This window comes from Streptomyces sp. NPDC043878, assembly GCF_056435735.1.
This window is the reverse complement of the sequence record NZ_JBWKDW010000027.1, coordinates 1-19,177: the sequence shown is the minus strand read 5'-3', so window position 1 is coordinate 19,177 and position 19,177 is coordinate 1. Positions and strand designations below refer to the sequence as shown.

Here is a 19,177-nt window from a genome sequence, read left to right as displayed (position 1 = left end):
CTCCCAGCTCGCTGTGTGGAGCGTCACGGCTCGGTGGCGTGACGATCGGCGCCATCGGCTGTCGAACGTGCGGCCCAGACAGCGTCGCGAACCTGGTCGAAGCGGGCTTCAGCCCGATGCAGGCACTGCGGGCGGTCACCAGCATGCCCGCCGCCTTCCTCGGACTGCAGGAGGTGGGTGTCGTACGGCGCGACGCGATCGCCGACCTCGTGGTCCTGGATGCCGACCCCCTCGCCGACATCCGTAACACCAAGCGCCTGCACGCGGTGGTGGCGCGGGGCACGCTGATCAGCGCCGAACGCCGGGAGCGCATGCTCAGCGACGTCGAGGCCGCCGCGGCGCTGCCCGCGCGACTGGCCGGCTGCGCCTGTGCTCCCGCCCTCGAGGCCGCCTGACCGGGTTCGGCAGCACCCGCGACTGACCCTGTTCGCGGGTTCACCCCCGGCCCCCGGTTGCCGGTCAAACGTGCGCCCCTGATCCGTATCCACGACCGGGTCGCAGCCACAGCGGATGGCGTCCAGCCAGGTGGTGTAGGGGATCAAGCCACCGGAATCCGCAGGCCAGGGACGGTGGCCCCGCCCGATCGGGTGTCCAACTCGCCTTACCGGCACGCTTCGTGGGCTGTCGCCTCCACGCAGATCTTAACGGAGTCCTACTAAAAGGCTGCTGAAAATCTTGTTGTTGGGGCTGTCCGGCCGTGGGCCGGGCGGCCCTTTCCACTATGCGTTGGCAGGGGTGAGGTGCCAGGTGGTTCGGGTTCGGGTGAGTCCGAGGTTGATCAGTCGGCGGAGGTTGAGGGCGGCGGCGCGGTGGCGGAGCCAGAGGTTGTTGGCGATGACCCCTCGGCAGGGGACTCGCCGGTTAGTACGCGAGAGACCGCGAGGGGGCCCAGGGCGCGGAGCCGACCGCGGCGGACACGACCCGGGCCGAGGCGACTCGGGCCCGCTCATCGGCTACGCACCTCTCGCCGCCGTCGACGCTCCTGCCGATTTCGCGGCGCTCGGCCGGCAGATCGAGGCGGCGTTCGCCTGAGCCTGACCTGTGTGCGGGATCCGCCCTTTCTGCCTCCATGACGCGGGAGCCCAGTGGCCATGCATCGGCGCCGGGGGGCCCAGCATTACTCGGAAAAGACTGGGCAATGGTCCATGGCGCCGGACGCGACGGGCCCCCGCTTCCCCGTCCCTTCCGCCCGTCCCCTGCCGTCCAGGCCTCCCAAAGCGCGGCCCTGATGGCCTCCTTCGACTCCTCCGGTTCAGTCTCTTCGTCCGGGATCGCCGCTCGCTCGTCCATGTCCGTCTCTCCGTCGGTCTGTTTTTCTCCGGGCAGGCAGGCGCGGTTCAAGGAGCAGGGTGCCTGCCGGTCCGTTACATGACGATCAGTCCGGGGGGTCGTTGCCGCGGACCGGTGACAATGGAGGCGACTGACATGAACGGGTTCGCCGCAGGCGAGTCGGCTGTCATGCTCTCCAGATCAGCCAGTGTGCTCTCGTCCAGCCACGTGGATCCGTCCCCGCCGGCGTCGTCGGGCTGGTGTCCGGCCGGCTCCGGCGGGAACATTTCACGCATCAGCACGAGGGGCTGTCGTCCGTCGATCACCCGCAGCACTTTGAACCGCGTGCCGGGCAGAAAGATCAGTTGCTCCGGGGCGTGTGGGGCAACCGCCGCGGTTCGTCGTGCGGTCAGCGACCACACGACGAAGCCGGGTCCCCCCTCACGCAGCGCGGCTGCCGATGCCGAGGCCGTCCAGAAGCCCTGCTCCGTGACGACCCGGTTCTCGCGATACCAGTCCGTCACCGCTTCGACCGTGCTGGTGCGTACGATCGCCGGACCTCGGTAGGAGGCCAGTCGACGCAGTCCCGACGCGAGGCACCGGGCGAGCGACAGGTGTCCGCCCACCGTTCCCTCGGACAACGCCTCGTCGAGTTTCTCCCACTCCTCGGTCAGGTACAGGTGGACGGCCGCCAGGTCGGCGAGCACGTCGACACGGTTGTGACGGATGCCGCCCGTCGGGCCCAGGGGCCGAGTCAACGCCTCTTGCGCGCTGGCCATCGCCTCGCGGTACCGATCTCCGTATGTGCGCCATAGCCGGAGTCGGTCCCAGGCGATGCCCCGTCCACCTGTCGGGATGATCCGCGCGGCGTGCGGCACGGGCTGCACCCGGTATTCGGCGCTGCCAGGTATCCGAAGCGGTACGGGCACCGAGCGTACGTCCCGTTTGAGTCCAGGGGACGAGTACGGGATGCTCATCGCGTTCTCCTGCGGAGTTCGGGGGTTCAGGTGCGCACCGCGGAAGCACGCCGTACCGGCACCCGCTGGAAGGGCCGTGCTGGATGGCACCGCCGGTGACTCTAGGTACGGGCTCGCGGTTCATTGCGGGCCGCTGAGCGAAAACGGTACGGAAGACCACCAGGTCTTCCCGTCTGTACCGACTCTGGGTAACCGACCGGGGCACGCGTGATGTCCCACGGCCATCGTCATGGGAGATCAGTACGCTGCGGGGGCACCTAGAAATCCGCCGGGGCCAGGGGCGGCGACGCGCGAGTGGTGGTTCTGGATCACTTTTTCAGCTGTGGCCGACACATGAGAACGCGGTCCGGCTCCGGACCTGGTGCTGTCCCTCGGACGTCCGGCATTGCCGGGACGGGGCTGATCAGGGCTTTCGGGTTTGTTGGGTCGCCGGGTTGAGCAGTGCCGTTCGCGGGGACTCGAGCAGCCACTCCTCGGCATTGTCGAGTGACCAGTGGTTGTCCCCGGTCAAGGCGAGGTACGCCCCGTTGTTGAGGTAGGGCCACAGCGTGTCGGTGGCCGACTCGGCGTCGCCCCCGTCGCGCAACGCCTTCAGTGCGGCCAGGCGCCGCGCGGTGACGTCTCGGCGTTGAGCCCGTGCTCGTGCCGGGGACACACGAAGCGATCATCCCGCACGCGGACGACGTGGCGAAGGCAGTGCAGGCATCACTGGATGCGTGATGGCCGAGGCAGGGAAGGCGCCGGTCGGTCCTCGCGAATCGGTCGGCGAGCAGGACCCGTCCGGGCGTATCGTCACGATCACCACCGTGTCCTGCGTGGGCGGGGTGACCCTCCGGACCGGAGCCGCGACGGGGACGGCAGGCGCAGGACCCGCAGGCGAGCCACGAGTGGCCCTCATCCGCAAGCAGACCGCCACCTGTGGACTTCCGCGGTGCGGCCCGCGGCTTCCGCCGGGGCCGCCGTCATGGCATCAGGCTCTTTTCCCACGGTCAGTGGTGAAGTCCATGGGGTCCCTGGAGTCCGCGGTGTCCGGCGGGCCCCCGACCGTCGCGATGTCCGGCATGTTCGCGAGGAGGTCCGCCAGGCCGCCGTCCGTCTCGGGCACCGGCCAGCCGACGGCCGTGTCGGGCTCGGGCCACTCGTCCCCGCCGCCCTCCGCCTCGTACCGGTCCAGTTCGGCCTTGCTCTCCCGCAGTGCGCTCGCCGTGACGACTTGCCCCACCGGAGCGGAGGAGCTGAGGAACAGCACCTCCTTCCCCTCCGGCAGTATCTCCAGCAGGTCGGGCACCGACATCACCTCATGCGGGGGCAGTCTGTCCTCGTCCAACTCCGGTGACGTGGAGAAGACCGCCACCACGGGTGTTCCGTCCGAGGCCTCGCTGACCGCCAGTCCGCCGTCCTCGTCGACGCATACGGCCACTTCGGCGTCCGCGAGCACCAGGGCGAACAACTCCTCCGAGCCGTATCCGGTGGCGACCAGTTGCACGGCGGCGTCCGCCGGGCTGACCGGACGGGCCCAGCCGTACGCGTCGGGGGAAGGACGGTACTCGGTGTTGACCTCCCACTCGACGATCTCCCCCTGCTCATCGCTGCGCCACCGCTCCAACGAGGCCCAGGACGGAGGGGGTTCGCCCTCGTCGCCGCTCCAGTGCCGGTCGATCACGGACAACCAGTGATTGGGCGCCACCTTGGCGGCCTTGACGAACTCCTCCGGCGGCTCCCGGAACCCCTCCTGGCCCTTCAGTACCGCCCCTGGACCACCTTGGACGCCCGAGGCGCTTGAACTCCTGTCATCGGGCCGGGTTTCCGCGTCCTCGTCGGTGGTCTCTGCGGGCCTGTCGCCCGGAATCCCTGATGAACTCGACATGGGTGTGTACTCCATAGGTGTGCTGCGTGACATCGCGTTCGGCCGGGACGTCACATACGGTCGTTCGCGTTCTGGCGGACCTTCACCGCTCCACCGGTACGAGGAAGAAGTACGGCAGCGCCGGCTCCAGTGGGGGCGCCCCTCGTGCAGAGGAGAAGCCTCGTCCGAGCCGGCACCGCTCCGGCCCGCCTCCGGGTGTCACAGAAAGGCTTGCGCCGGCCGCGAAACCACGTCCTCCATCGCTCCCCCTCGTCCGGAGGAACGGCCCGGAGTACCGACCGGGCCGCCGGTGGTGGCCGGGCGTGACGGTGTGCCGTGGTCGGCCTCTTCCTCGCTCGAGGCCTCGACGGTGTCCCCGGCGAGCGCCTCACGCAACCTGTCGGTCTCCACGGTCATGCTCACCGGTGCCGACGGATTGAGGTAGAGAAGGTGGCCCTCGGGCAACCGGTCCAGCACGTCGCAGACGGACATGAGCTCGAACGCCAGGCGGCCTGAGGTGTGCAGGTAGACCGGGGAGGTGAACAACGGCACGACGGGGGTCTCGCCGTCCGGGGCGGTGGCGGGCAGCGGATCGCCGTCGGGGGTGACGAACACCGCGGCCTCCGACAGACCGGCCAGCGCCCGGGTCACGTCCTCGCCCGGCCCGTAGCCGGTCGCGGCAAGCTGCACCGCCGCGTCGACGGCGTCGGCGGGCTCGGGCCAGCCGAGTGCCTTCGGAGACGGACGGTACTCCTCGTTGTCCTGCCACTCGACGATCTCGCCGTCCAGACCCGACCGCCACTGACCGACGATGGCCCATGCGGGTGGCGAGCCCTCGCCGCGCCACGTGGGGTCGACCATGCCGAGCCAGTGGTCGGGCGCGAGCCGGGCGGCCTCGCGGATCTCGTCGGGAACGGGCGGCATGTTCTCCGTTGCGCCCTCGACGTACTCGGGCTGGGCGGCGGTGTCGGCCGGCTCAGCGGATCCAGCCGTTTCAGTCACCGCTGCCGACCGGGTGTTCTGTGCCGAGTTGCTCACTTTGGTTCCTTACTCGCTGCTCGCCGTCTTGACGGTGACGGTCGTCGATGTGAGGGCCTGGCAGGAAGCCGGTACTCAACTCCCGGAAATCCGCGGGTTCGTCGTCGATCGGCGTGTCCGGGATCACTGTGGCCGCCCTTCCTCCGGTACCGACAGCCGGGTGTCGGGGGCCGGACCGTACAAGCTCAGCGCACTGTCCGGCCCGGCGACGGCAACGGCGACACCCAGCTCCCGCGCGACCGCTGCGGCCACGGCCGCGTCGACCGCGAACGAGGCGGCGACCGGGTCGACGGAGAGGTCGGCGGCACCGGCCAGCAACCGGAAGCGCTCGACCGGCGTGGGCTCGAACTCACCGGCCGGCAACTGCTCCTCGAGGACCGCCCGCATCTCCTGACCGGGGTCCAGCTGTACGCGCGCCGCCTTCAGCTTCGCGAGGCTGACCTCACGGGTACCGTCCAGCGGTGGCAGGGCGGCGTCCGGCAGATCGGCCTCGGTCACCCGGGCGACGGCCCAGTCACGCAGGCCGCTCGCGGCCACCGGCAGATCCACGCCCGCCCCCTCCAGAGCGCGGGCCAGTGCCTCGCCGAAGGCGTCGCCGGATCCCCCGGCAGGGTGCGGGACGAACACCGTACCGGGGGGGAGCTCGGCGGTGGCGGGGCCAGTGGGCTGGTACGGCACCGTCGAATCCGGCCCGGTCCCCGGGCCGCCGTCCGGCACGGTATCTACCGGTTCCGGCTCGGGGGCGCGCAGGTCCGAACCGAACGCGGGCGAGCCGAGCACCGGCCCCACGGCATCCTGTTCGACCTTGGGGAGCGCCGAGGCCGAGAGGTCCTCCGGGCTCACCGGCCCCATGTCCTTGCGGGAGCCCCTCTCGTCGAACCGCAGTCTCCACACAATGCCGTCGGACCCCGCCAGCAACAGCTCCACCGGCGCGTTCAGCTCAGCCGCCAGGCCCGAGACCAACCCAGCCGGATCGGACCCCAACGACCCCGCATCGGCCCGCAGCACCAGCCGGAACCCACCGAGCGTCTCCTTCGCCAAAGAAGGCATCAACGCCCCGACAAGACCCTCGACGCTGCCCAGCGAACCATCAGCGGCCAACTCCGACACCACGAAGTCCAGCGATTTCCGCTCCTGGACCGGGGCCTCGGCGGCGCCTACCGGCTGCCCGTCCCGCCCCGCCCGGCCGGACGGCCGCGCGGGGTCTCCCCCCTCCCCCGTCGGGACCGCAGCCCCGCCCTCCAACGCCTGCCCGTCGGCCTCCCCCACCGAGCCGCCGGGCCTCGACCCATCCGATGCAGACTCGCTGTCATCCGGCCGCACCGTTGGGCGCAAAGCGACTCCGGACGACAGCAGTACCGCATCCCGTCGGAAGCCTCTCTCGTCGAACCGCAGCTTCCACACAGTGCCGTCGGCCACTGCCTGCGACAGCTCCACCGGCGCGTTCAGCTCAGCCGCCAGACCTGAGACCAACCCAGCCGGATCGGACCCCAACGACCCCGCATCGGCCCGCAGCACCAGCCGGAACCCACCGAACGGCTCCTTCGCCAAAGAAGGCATCAACGCCTCGACAAGGTCCTCGACGCTGCCCAGCGGACCGTCACCGGCCAGCTCCGACACCAGGAAGACCAACGGTTTCCGCTCATCCTCCGAGACGGACCCGCCACCGGGCGAGACAGACTCGCTGTCCTCTGAGACGGACCCGCCACTGGGCGAGACGGACACGCCACCGGGCGAGACGGACACGCTGTCGTCCGAGACGGACCCGCCACCGGGCGAGACAGACTCGCTGTCCTCTGAGACGGACCCGCCACCGGGCGAGACGGACACGCTGTCGTCCGACGGCAGCGTCGGGGCGGGGTCGCGGAGTACGTCGGGACGGAGCGGTCGGCCCTCAGCGGACGCGCGGTCGGCGGCCGTGATCAGCGCGTGGAGGTGGTCATCGTTCACCGTGTCGACCGACGGGAGATTGAAGACCTCCGCTGCGTATGCGAGGACCGACACATACGCAGCGTGCTCCGGGTGGCGCTCCTCGGCCACCTGGCTCAGCGCGCGGATGGCCGCCAGTTGCGGAACGGCTTCGCCCCGACCGGTCGTCTCGTGGCCGAACAGGGCCCGCGCCGTCCGCACCGTGTCGATGGCCTGTCGGCGGCGCTCGTCCTCGGTGGCGCCGGTGATCCCCATCGCCGCGGCCAGTTGGCCCGCCTGCCTGGCCACCAGTGACTCCTGGGGCTGGCTGAAAGCGTCCCAGCCGGACCAGCGGACGTGCTGGTCGAACCGCGCCATACCCTCCTCGAGGCGTTCGGCGATCTCCCCCGCGGTGTAACCGCCGAGAAACAGGGAGTAGGAGTCCATCAGCACAGCCGGACGGAATCCCTGTTCCCGCAGGAACTTCTGCATCAGGGTGTGGACGTTGAGACGGCTGTTGGCATCCGTCATGGGCTGCAGGATCTGCAGCGCCCGCGTCACCCGGGCGATGGCCCGAAGCTTCTCCTCGGACCCGGCAGCCACCGCCACCTCGTCGTAGTAGCGGTCCAGCGCGGCGTCCACCAGCAAGGGCGCTTCTCCAGGCCCGTAATTGAGGGAGATCCGAGGGCCGCGCTCCGAGTGGTATGCGATCACCAGCGGGGCGGCAGCCGGCCGCTGCCCCTCGTTGATGTGGAACAGCAGGCGGCGGCCCAGCAGCACTTCATCGGCCAGGTCGGAAGCCACACGGTGAGTACCCGTACCGCGATGAGTGGTGCGGTGATCGTTCTGCGACCACTTGGTGGCCACATTCCGATTGACGGTGTCCGCATTCGAATGGGTGCCCAGCACGAGGTGGCGAGTAACCATGTCGTGCAGTTCCTCGTACGCGACGGCGTCGATGCGCGACCAGTCACGCCCGGTCCCCCGACCGTCCAGGACCTCCCGGTACACCTCGGTCATGCTCTGCCGGTAGCCGGGGTACTTGGTCTTGTCCAGATGGCCGCCGACATCCTCCGGTGACCTGCGGAACGCCTCGGCGTGCGTGTTGGGGTCGATGAACAGCCGCCACCACGAGCCTTCCGGCAGCAGCCGGGACAGCGGCTGCCCGGCGGAGGAAAAGGGCTTGGGCGTACTGCCCGCGTAGATCAGCTCGGCCCCGGCCGACGCGCCGGCTTCGGCGGACGCCGTCGGAGTCTCCGGCTCGTCGGGCTCGGCGGACAACCGGTCCTCGCTCCCGACCACCGGTGTCATCGGAATGGGCACCGGGCCCGCCGAGTCCGCGTTCCCGACACCGCCCTCGCCCACGATCTCGTGCTGGATGGCACTCCCCTGGCGGTCGGTCCCGCCGGGGCCCGACCTGGCACGAACGTGGCCCCGCGGGTCGGTGATGGCCCCGTCGGCCAGCAGCTGGGCCGCGGACATGCGGAACATGCGGATCACGACCGGATGTTCCAACGCCACGTCGTGCGTACCACGGATGTCGCCGATGTCGGCCATGCCGCCGAGACGCCGCTTCAGCGTGGCGACCATCCGCAGATCGACGCTTCGGAACTGGACCAGCACGCCGGGGCCGGAGGGCATGGGTATGGTGGCGTGCCCGTAGGCGTTCTGGGAGGCGAGTGCGGACTTCTCGCCGGGCAGGGCGACATCGCCCCGGGCGTCGTACAGGTCGTTCAGCGCGTAACGCAGCCAGCCGCCACCGCCCTGCCAGCCACCGGCCTGATCCTCTCGGGCGTCGGCGCGCTCGTCTCCCCGTTTCGGTCGCCCCGCCTCGCCGCCGTCGAGCACCTGGAAACACGTCTCGCCCACGGGCCCCAGCACCTCGCCGTCGGTGAGCCGGGCATACAGCGCCACGTTGAGGCCCTGGCGCCTCAGAAGCGCCGGGACATGGGCCTCGGGCAGCGTCAGCCCCCTGGCGGCAAGCACGGGCAGCGCGGCGCTCAGCCACTCGGTGGAGACGGCTTCCTGAACGGTGTGGGAGGTGGACCGGCCGGTGGTGCGGAACTCCTCCCCACCGCCGACCTCCTTGGCCAGCACGGCGAGCCCGCGCTGTGCGGCCTGTGTTCCCTGGAAGGTGTTGGCCTGGGCCTCCCGCGGGAGACGTACGCCCTTGCTGCGCCACTCCTCCAGCGGCGTCGCCAGGTCGTCGGGACTGAGGATGCGCGCCCGGGGCGGACTGACATGGGCCAGTGCTTTCAGGTCCGCGACCGGTACCCGGAAGAGGAAGGACGGCCGTGCGGTGGCATGCGGACCGACGGCGTTATCGGTGAGGAGGCTGCCGTCGTCGTCGACCTCGCCCAGCACTCGGCCGGGTGTGCCTCCCGGTCCCCGGCCCGACTCGGGTGGCAGATCCAACCCGACAGAGGCGATCGGGACACCGTGCTCCAAGAGGCCACCGTCGTACAGGCCCAGCGTGGCGGTGAACGGGACGCGCAGACGTACCTGGTCGTCATCCGCCGACACCACCACGTTGACGCTGTGCACGTATTCGCTGGTGACCCCATGGTTCTGGGGGCTTATCCCCTCGAAGTGCACTCCCAGCGGCACCTGGACGGCACCGTGCGCCGCGTTGCCCGACACGGAAGGGACGGGAAGCAACTGCGCGTCCAGGCCGAAGCCGGTGCTCTTCCCCCGGGAGACGCTCTCCGCGACCGATACCGTACTGCCGTACTCGAAGCCGCGTGATTCGCCGGGACGTTCGTGGAACACTCCGGCGTCACGGCGCACGGAGAAGCGGGCCGTGTACACGTGGAGGCCGAAGCGACCGCTGGCGAACAGCTCCACCCGCACCCCGCCGTCCATCGCCCCGGACAGCAGCGCGGGAACGCTGACACGGTCGAGGATGGCGGCCAGCCGTTGGGTGTTGCGGTACCGGTCATCCAGTAGCCGCTCGGGCAGCAGGGTGTCGGCGAACTCCCGGCCCCGTGCCTCCGCGAGCTCGGCCTTGAGCAGCGCGACCAGGTGGCCGAAGTCCGGCAGGTCCTCGGGCATTCCCAGACCCAGCGGCCCGTCACCGGCCAGCTGCAGCCCCCGCAGCTCCTCCGCGGACGGTTCGGAGGGGGTGGTCGACGGGGCCTCGGACGCAATCGGCTCCGTTCCCTGGTCGGCTGCCGTCTCCGCGTCGCGAGCACGCAGCCAGTCGTCGAGTTCGTCGCCCAACCCCTGGTTGCGCGCCTGCTCTGCGGTCATCCAGACGGCGGCCGTCTTGGGTTGCAGGATGCCGCCGAACTCGGTGCCGTCCGATCCCGCCGTCACCGACACCTCGGCGGCCTGGAACAGCCTCAGGTCCGCCTGGACCAGGACCAGCCGGGTGTCCTTGGTGGTGACGGCGACGCGCTCGATGGACCCCGACGTGTTCTGCTCCCGCGACTTGGACCGGCCCCAGCCGTAGCTGCCGCTGAGCCCGCCCAAGGTCCACACCCTGGGGTGCATGTTGCCGGCACCGCCGGCCGTCCCTGTGAACGCCAGCGACCAGCCCCCGGACTTCGACGTCATCGCCTGATGGGCAGCCGTCATGCCGTTTTTGGTCTCCGGGCCTTCGGCAACATGGATCACCACCGGATTGACCAGCTCGGCACGCTGTCCGAGCGCGCCGGTGACGGAGCCGGCACGCCGCTTGTAGTACAGGTCGCCGACAAGCGTGACACCGGCTCCCCGGCCCAGGCCGATGGCGACGGAACTCGGGCTGAGCCGGTCCTCGATCGACAGGGCGGGATCGAGTCCGGTTGTGGACAGCGCCTCGTCGTCACCGGCCGCCTTCGCGAGCAGGTTCAGCGCCAGCTGCTGGAACTCCCTGCCGTCACCGATGTCCTCGATGTGCACCCACTCCCGTAGGCGTTTCTCCCCATCCGACGGGGCGGCCCACCGCGGGTCGTACATCGTGCTGATGCCCCGCGGCGGCGGCACCTGCACCGGGCGGGCCGGGCCCGGCGCGCTCATCAGTGTGCGCTGGCGTGGGGTGAGGGTGAACGGGACGGGGGTGCTCAGCCGCACCTGAACGGGGTCGACACGCAGTTGGTGAACGTCGGACCGGCCGGAGACGTCCCCGGTGCGGGCAATCACCTGGACCTCGGGCGACTGCCGTCCCGGGCGGCCCGGTGTGACCACGCGTTTCCAGGAGCGCGGACGTTCGACCAGGGTGATCTCGACGTCGAAGCCCAGCATCGTCGTGTGCAGGGCGGTCTGTGCGGAGCCGTCACTGGCGGACTTGTTCGACGCGCTGGGCCCGCCCGCGCGGGACCGCGCGCTGGAGAAGGCAAGGGCGCCGTTTCCGCTGAAGTACAGGTGGCCGGGGATGGGCTTGCCGGCCCCCCCCACGCGAAGGCCGAAGACCTGGCTGCCCGACGCTCCGCTGACTACGGCGGTGCTGAGTTCGAGAGCGCTGCGCACCTTCCAGTCGTCGGCGTCACCCAGGTACTCGCTCGGACCTGAGTCCAGGCCCCTGACGCGCACCAGGGCGTACTTGTTGTGGGCGACGCCCTTGCCGCGCAGGACGGCCACCACGCCCTGGGTGAACAGCACGTCCTTGTGGGCACGCAAATGGGTGTCCGACAGGGTCGCGGTCAGGGTCCGGTGGTTCGTCAACGCCCGGTCCCCATCGGCCGTGGCCCCAGTGGGACGCCACAGCTTGTCGATCAGACCACCATCGGTGCGGTTCGCCGACCCGAATCTCGGCAGCAGGCCCTCGAGTCGCTCGTCCCCGGCGAAGACCTTCTCGATCTCCTCGACGAGGCGGGTGGTGTCGAAGCGGGACATGGCGGTGCTGAAGCCACGCGGGCCGGCCAGCAGGGTCCGCTGCACGCCGGGGTGCTTGACCAGTGGCCTCTCCAGCAGACCGGTCGGCAGCGGCAGCCCGAGGAACGCCGCCTCGTCCGCCCGCAGGCTGAACCAAGTGGTCACGGTGGACTGCCCATAGGGGTAGGCACGCCCCGCCCGCATCGCGGGGCTGAGCGGCCCGGAGCCCTCGTAGTCCAGCCGCACCCTGGCTTCGTACAGCACCCGGCCGCCCTTGGTATCGGCACCCTGCCGAGCGGATACGGACGTGGCCGACGAGGAGAACCTCCGCCGCTGACGGCCGAACAGCGGGCTGAACCAAGCCCGCGCCCTGGGCCCACCGCCCATCAACCCCACACCGACGGCCGGCCCGAACGCGATCTCGGCGCCTCGCTCGCGACCAACCACGACGGAGTGCTCGCTCTTGGATTTCTGGTCACTCCTGGCCCACGGGCTGCCGAGGTCGTACGCGGGCGCGATGTGGGTGATCGTGGCACGGTGGCGGTAGCCACCGTGCACGCTGTCGTCCTTGCCGCGCAGTTCCCCGGAGTCCACCCATCCACTGAGCGTCGCGAGCAGATCCCGCTTCACGCCATCGGCGGTCGAGGCGTCGAACACCAGGTCCCGGCCGGGCGAGCCGGGAGCGGTGAGCGCGGGATGCACCACGCCCGCGATGGTGCTGAACAGCCCCCGTCGGCGGTCGGCCGGGGAGCTGTTTCCGCTGACGGCCATCGGAAGCAGGGAGTCGGCGGTGGCGACCTTCCGGGCCAGGTCGGCGGAGACCGGCCGCAGTTCTGCCGACCGGTAGGGGGTGCCGTCCGGAACGAGGTGATCGACCGGGACGGTGGCGGTGGCCCGGCCCTCCCTCCGGATGGTCGAGGAGGCCGGTACGCCTGCCTTCTGGGCCGTGACGATGAACTGGATCAGCCGGGGCACGTCCACCGTGGTCTCGGCGTATTGTCCGCCATCCCGGGCCACCGACTGCTTGGTCCCGGTGGTCGTGGACACCCGGCGGACCGGGATGTTCACCGAGGCTGTGGCGCCGGCGAGCAGACCGGGCACGGAGGTCGGCAGCAGCAGCATGCCCGCGCCCCGGAGGGCGACACCACGGGACCGGGTGTGCGAGCGGGTGGTGTCGACTGCGACCTTGCTCTCGGAATACCCGGACGAGAGGTCGCCGGTGTTCTGTTCCTCTGTTATCGCCCCTAGGGGCGTGGAGGCACTGTGCGCCCGGGACGACGACTCCATGGGCATGTGGATCAGCGGGGGCCGCTCTCGCGGGGAAGAACGGACGGCGACGGTCACGTCGTACCAACTGCCGTCGCCACCGAGGATCTGGAAGGTGCGCCCGCCGCCGAGGAAGCTGCCGGCGCGCAGGGCGAGCTGCTCGATGATCGTGTCGGCGTTCCCGCCGCCGGTGCGGATGCTGATGATATCGGCGACCCAGTCGGTGCCCTCCAGGTCGTGGAAGGAGGCGCTGCCCGCCGCCTGCATGGATTCCAGGTAGGGATGCAGACGCATCCGCCGCGGCCGGCCGGCCTGACCGCCCGGCACGGAGGCGGACCGGCCCGCCCGAGGGTCACCGACCCCCTGCGACGCCGTACCGTCCCACGCGAGGTGGGCGAACCCGTCCGCGGGGACGAACCGGACCAGGGGCTCACCACCAACGGCGTGCTTGGCGACTATCTTGTCGCGGATGGACTCGCTGAACGGCGACGCCGGGCGCCAGAACCGGAGGCCGCCGTGGGTGACGGCCGTGCCCGCGTCCTCCATCTCCTTGATGATCTCGTCGTGGACCTCGTCGGAGACGCGGGTGCCGTCGGGGCGGGTGATGTCGTAGATGTCCTCGTCGCCGCTCATGGCGGTGCGCCGGCCGTCCTTGACACCGTGGACGACACCGTCCTCCACGGAGATGACGCCTGCCTCCGACAGACGCCGCATCACCGGCTCCAGTTGCGCGTACTCGTACCGGCGCTCGTTGTGGCGGGCGAGCAGCGCCTCCCACGTGGCGTCGTCCCGGTCGCCCCGGCTGGGCAGCCGGGGTTCGAAGAACCCGACGAGGCCGACGGTCCGCGGGTCGGCGCCCAGGGGGACATCGGTCTCGTTGATGGACTTGGCCTTCACCGCCGAGGGCTTGGGTATGGCGCCCTCGGCACGCCACTTGGGGGCGGCCGGGTTGCCGGGGAGCACGTCGATCACGACGTTCCGGGAGTGGGAGATCCGGCGGAACTTGGCGTAGTCGTCCTCGGAGATGCCGTATTTCGTCTGCGCGGTGTGCTTATCGATCTGCATCGGTGAGCGGGGTTCGGAGTCGGTCGGTGACGGCGGTTCGGAGTCGGTCGACGAGCGACGTGACGGCTGGTCCGGGCGGGGCTGGAGAAGGGCGCTCGCGTCCGTGCCCAGGATCGGCCGGACCCCGATGCCGACGGTGGTGGCGGGCAGGCCGGAGTTCCAGTCGGCGTCACTGGGGTAACGGGTGCCCTCGGGCACCGGATTCGGCTTGGGCACGCCTTCGAAAGCCGCTTGCGCGGGGCCCCCCTTGACGCTGTACAGCATGTTCGAGGGAAGGCCTTCGTCATTCTCGTGCAAGTGGATCTGCGCCGAGGTGCCATCGGGGGAAGGCACACCGGCCACCTTCTCCAGCGGCCACCACACCGTCTTGCCCAGCGCCCTGGCGACCTCGCGGTTTCGTTGCGCCCGCGCATTGACCGTCAGATCCTCGATGTCCGACGACTCGATGTCCGACGACTCGATGTCCGACGACTTGTCGTCCGCCCCCTCCGTGCCGCACTCCAGCAGCATGACGTGCTCGACCGAGTCCAGGTCCAGGTGCTTGCGCATCCGTGCCAGGTCGGCCGGCTCGGAGCTCCCGTGGCGTGCGTAGAACGCCACGCCACCCTCGATGCGCTGCGCCACGGGCGATTGGCGGGCCGCATGCTGCCCCGACTTGTCCGCCTTCCAGTGAACGAAGTACCTCGGCCCGTCCGCCAGCCGCCGGAGGGCCGGCTCCCGCCGCTCCCAGTCCTCCGGCGTGAACTGAGCCAACACCACCGCGGCACCGTCGGCGTTCTTGATCCGGTACCACTTCATGGGCGGCGTAGTGTCCGAAGGGGCCGCTTCCTTCGACGACGTGGCGGGCGCGGCGTCCTGCCGGCCCGCCGGGACCGCGGCCTTACGCGGCAGCTCGTCCACCTCGCGGAGGATCACGTGCTCATACAGCGTGACGTCGCCGTCTTCGTTCTCATACTCGCGAATCTCGCGGGAGCGCACCTCGAGCAGGGTCTCCTGGCGGAAGAACGTCTGCCCCAGGGAGGGGTTCCACGCGATCGGTGACACGTCCACCGCGTGGCGGGCGCGTTCGACCTCGAAGACCCGGATCCGGCCGCTCTCCCTCTCCACCCTGGACATGGCGAAGTCCATGCGCAGCGACGCCTCGTGAAGTTCCGGCACCCACACCGTGTGCAGCTCACCAGGGGGCTGCTCACCGGCCCTTCCCGTCAATGGTGCGGGCTCATAGTCCGCCCAGAACACGTTCTCGCCGACAGACGGCAGACGAGTCAGGCCCTGGGAAGCCATCGCCGTGTGCAGCGGCATGTCGTCGTACACCAGGTCGGCCACACCGTCGACGGCACCGAGCGTCATGTCCTTGCGGTGAGCCACCCTGTCGCGGTACCTATCCACCTGCTGGGGCTCGGCCTTGTCCATTTTTTGCAGGTGGCTGATGGCCGCCCGAGCGTGGCGCCGGAACTCGCCGTCGCGCATCAACATCCGCGGGAAGGTCCGTTGACCGTCGAACTCCGACTCCACGATGGAGTGCAGGCCCAGGCGCAGCCCCTTCCTGGTCGGCGTCCCCGCGTCCCGCCAGAGACGGAAGATCGATCCGTCCGGCCCGCTCAACAGGTGGAGCGCGGTGATGTGCCCCTGGTCCAGCAGCTTCCGCAGGCTCCCCTGGTGGCGCTTTCGCCAGTTCGCCAGAGCGTCCAGCCGCTCGCTCAGCCCATTGAGGGGTACGTCGCGATGGCTGACGTTGTTGTGGTCGACCACCTTGCCCTGGATCACACGGACGATACCGTTCGGAATCCAGCCATCACCGGTGACGGTCGGCTCCAGAAGGCCCTCGGTGAGGGTGCGGTAGAGGGTGTTCATCGGCAGGGGCAGTCCGACACGCGTGTCGCTGCCGTCGGGCACGAGGGCCTGATCCGCCCACAGGTACAAGTGCGCTCCGTCGCCCGCCACGGCGATGGCGTCCGTTACGTGATCGAAGCCGACCTCGGCCTTCGTCGAGGCACGCACCACTTCGTGCAGCGAGTGCGCGTACGGCTTGTCGGTGCCGACCAGCCATGCCACCACGGCCTTACGGAAGGCCAGCAACTGCGGGTAGGAGGGATGTGCCAGTTCCGCGAACCGTTTGAACACCAGGTCGGGCAGTTCACGCCGCTCTCTGGTGATCCGCACGCCACGCCGACCGTACTCGTCCCGGTACTCGTCAGAGGGTGGTGTCGCGTCGAAGTCCTTCAACGGATGCTGGGGAAGCGCCCGTTCAAAGAACTCGGTCATCACCTCGAAAATGTCCGTTGTCGCAGGCCGGGTTCCGCCGGCGGCCTCCACCGCGTCCCACGTGGCATCGAGCACCGCGCCATTGGCGGCGAGCTTGTCGGCCAGGGCGATTTCGTAGTCCTCGGCATGATCTTTCCATTCCTCCTCGCGGTACAGGCTCTCGGCCCAGGCACCCTGCTGGGCGAGCGACTCCGGGCCCACCGCGTCGGTGAGCGAGCGGGGCTGGAACGGGGCGAACCGAGGTGCCGGATGGTCGGCGGTGGCCTCCAAGTCAAGGATCACGCCGGGGAGGCGTTGTCCGCTCTCGGTGATGGACTGTCCGGCCCGCGAGAACCGGACGACGGTGGGAGCGGCGAAAGCGAGGTTCCCGCTCCAGTCGGCGAGCTCCTGTGCCATCACAGTGCTGACGGCATGGTCCTTCGCGGCCGAGCAGGCGAGGTACACAATCGGGATGCCAGAAACCCCGAGGGCGCGGAGATGCTGCCTCGCGTACGCGCCGACCTGGGGAGCGCTCCCTTGTTTCATGCCGTACCGCGACGGGATGGTGAGGGACTGTCCGTTGCCGTGCGAGTCCAACCAGCCCACCTGTCCGGGCTTCCAGAGGACCGGATACTCCTGATCGCTCGACCTGCCATTCCGGAACGTGCGGTAGGTGCTGGTCCGCACGACCTCCCTCACCTTGTCCCGGGAACCTGCTGCCCATTCGGCGGAGCTGACGAAAGAGACGCCGCTCTGTGTGCCGTTCCGATCCCGGATGGTGCGGCTCACGAACTCCCGGTCCCATACCTCGGGCGCCAGCGGCTGGGGAAGTTCCTCCAGTGTGGCCACGACGTAGCTCAGGCCGAGCCGATCATCGCGCTCGATGCGGTAGCCGCCGTACTGGTACGCCACTTCGACCGGATACAGCGCCTTGCCCCGGTCGGTGTCACGGATCTCGGGGAGGAACGGTGAGACTTCGCGCGCCGAGGACGTCAGCACTTCGTACAACACCAGGTGTTCGCCCTCGTGCTTCGCAGCGGAAGCCGACAAGTCGTCCAGGAGAGCCCGCCTGTTGACCGACACGAGGTGCAGCCGTCCCTTACGGATGACTCCCTGCGCGTCCCCGAAGGTGTGCGGCCCGTCCACCGGCCCGGAAGTCCATTCGCCGAACCACGCCCGGCGATGGACCGGTATGAGCCGTTCGGCTGCCTCGGACGCCAGTTCCTCGTACCCGCCGTAGATGGACGCGCTTCCCAGTTCGGCCAACTCGGCGGCTCGGCTGATCAGTGCCCGCAGTTGCCTCGTCCTCCGACCGTCCCGCCTGTCCTGCTCAGCCAGGGCGAGTCGCTGACGGAACACCTCGTCGCTGCGGAACAGCGCCGGGTATTCACCCCTTCCCTTCCATGCATCGAGGACCAGGTCGCGTGCCATGAGTTCCGGCCGCAAGGGCGGGGAGTCGGTCCGGGCGAAACCTGTGCTGTGCGACGGGTGCACCTGCAAGAGGCGCCGATCGGCGCCTGTGGCCAGATACAGGCCCAGCAGGTGCCCAGCCCGGAGGTTCCGGACGCCGTTTTTCGTCCCCTGGCGTTCCCACACCTCCATGAGGGCCCTACGGCGGCGGGCAGGGAGGCCTGGCGGCAGAACAAGGCTCGCGCCCTCCAGCTCGGCCAGGGTGGCGATGTAATCGAGTGTTTCGCGAGTCCCGATGTCAAAGTCGGACCACAGTTCATGGAACCACCGCTCATGCGGTTGCCGCAGGGAATTCCATACGGCGCTGCCCATTCCGTACGTCTTTTGAAGCGGCTCTGGCAGATGCCCGATCATCCTACGGGGATCGAACTGGGCGTCGCTCCAAGCATGGAGCCGGGCCGCGTCAACCGGTCGAGAAGGCTCCGTCTCATCGCGAACGCCGGCCTTCTGAGTGGCCGCCAACACCTCGGCCAACGAGTGGCGCCTCAGGCCCCAAGCGATCAGGGCGTTGCGGAAGCCCAGCGGGTTGCCCTCCGGTACCTCCAGCGCGCGCCACACACGCATCAGGTGGGTGATCGTCTCGGCCGGCCCGTCGGCGAGCACGTGACCGTACTCGCGTGCCCGCTGAAGAACCTCAGGGGAGTAAGGGATCACTGCGTCGGGCACGCCGGACAGTCCTTGCGGATTCAGCTCCGGCTTCCTGGCCCATAGCTTGGCCAGCGCATTCGGGTAGGCGGGGTTGCTGAATACGGCATCCGCGAAGGCATCGATCCGCTCGTCCAGGGTGGCGTCGGACCCGGAGTCCTTCAGACGGGTGAACTGTTGCTGCGGGGACAGAGGAATACGACGGTTCGCGAACAATACGAACGTGTGCGTACCGAAGTACGGTTCGTAGTAGTCGAACAGCGCGTCGAGCGCCTTGTGCACTTCTTTCTGCGACATGAAGTGGACGGAGAGCACCATTCTGAGCGCTTCTTCATACTGCTTGCTCAACACTTGGTACCGGCTGGGCCCTCCGCCGGGGTTATCGGCGTAGAGGTACGGGAACCGCGGCTCCACGGTTCTGCTCGGCGGAGCGTGCTCTGCATCCTCACCCGTCTGCAACCCGCCGACGGTCTGCGCGTGCGTCGGCGCGTCCGGTGCCGGCCCGTCCGCGTCGAACACCCCGGGTGCCGCTGAGGCCGTAGCCGAGACGCCGGGAGTCGCTGGCTGCTGCAGGCCGTTCCTCCACCACCGGCCCGGCGCCCCGGTACCCGGCTCCCCAAGGACCTGGATGGTGAGCGGGCCACCGAAAGAGGAC

6 protein-coding genes are annotated in these 19,177 nt (G+C 69.6%); 1 reads left to right on the top strand and 5 read right to left on the bottom strand.

The window, feature by feature from the left end; all coding sequences use genetic code 11:
• Positions 1–38 precede the first annotated feature (38 nt).
• Positions 39–395, top strand: a complete 357-nt coding sequence (locus AC07AZ_RS30640) for an amidohydrolase family protein (RefSeq protein ID WP_478853470.1) — start codon at positions 39–41, stop codon at positions 393–395.
• A gap of 969 nt (positions 396–1,364) precedes the next feature.
• On the opposite strand, the gene AC07AZ_RS30635 is transcribed toward AC07AZ_RS30640, so the two are convergent.
• From AC07AZ_RS30635 to AC07AZ_RS30615, 5 genes are all read right to left on the bottom strand, one after another.
• Positions 1,365–2,246, bottom strand: coding sequence for a hypothetical protein (locus AC07AZ_RS30635; RefSeq protein ID WP_478853468.1), 882 nt, complete (start codon positions 2,244–2,246; stop codon positions 1,365–1,367).
• A 403-nt stretch (positions 2,247–2,649) separates the two neighbouring features.
• Entirely contained in the window at positions 2,650–2,901 is a 252-nt protein-coding gene (locus AC07AZ_RS30630; protein WP_478853466.1) for a hypothetical protein, read from the bottom strand.
• A 315-nt stretch (positions 2,902–3,216) separates the two neighbouring features.
• The gene (locus AC07AZ_RS30625; protein WP_478853464.1) at positions 3,217–4,113 is read right to left on the bottom strand and encodes a type VII secretion system-associated protein; all 897 of its coding nucleotides are present in this window, start codon (positions 4,111–4,113) and stop codon (positions 3,217–3,219) included.
• A gap of 198 nt (positions 4,114–4,311) precedes the next feature.
• Positions 4,312–5,130: a type VII secretion system-associated protein gene (locus tag AC07AZ_RS30620; RefSeq protein ID WP_478853462.1), complete on the bottom strand. Its 819-nt coding sequence runs from the start codon at positions 5,128–5,130 to the stop codon at positions 4,312–4,314.
• Positions 5,131–5,253: 123 nt separating this feature from the next.
• Positions 5,254–18,840 carry a thioesterase domain-containing protein gene (locus AC07AZ_RS30615; protein WP_478853460.1) on the bottom strand — a complete coding sequence of 4,529 codons (13,587 nt, stop codon included), beginning with the start codon at positions 18,838–18,840 and terminating at the stop codon, positions 5,254–5,256.
• Positions 18,841–19,177: the final 337 nt, after the last annotated feature.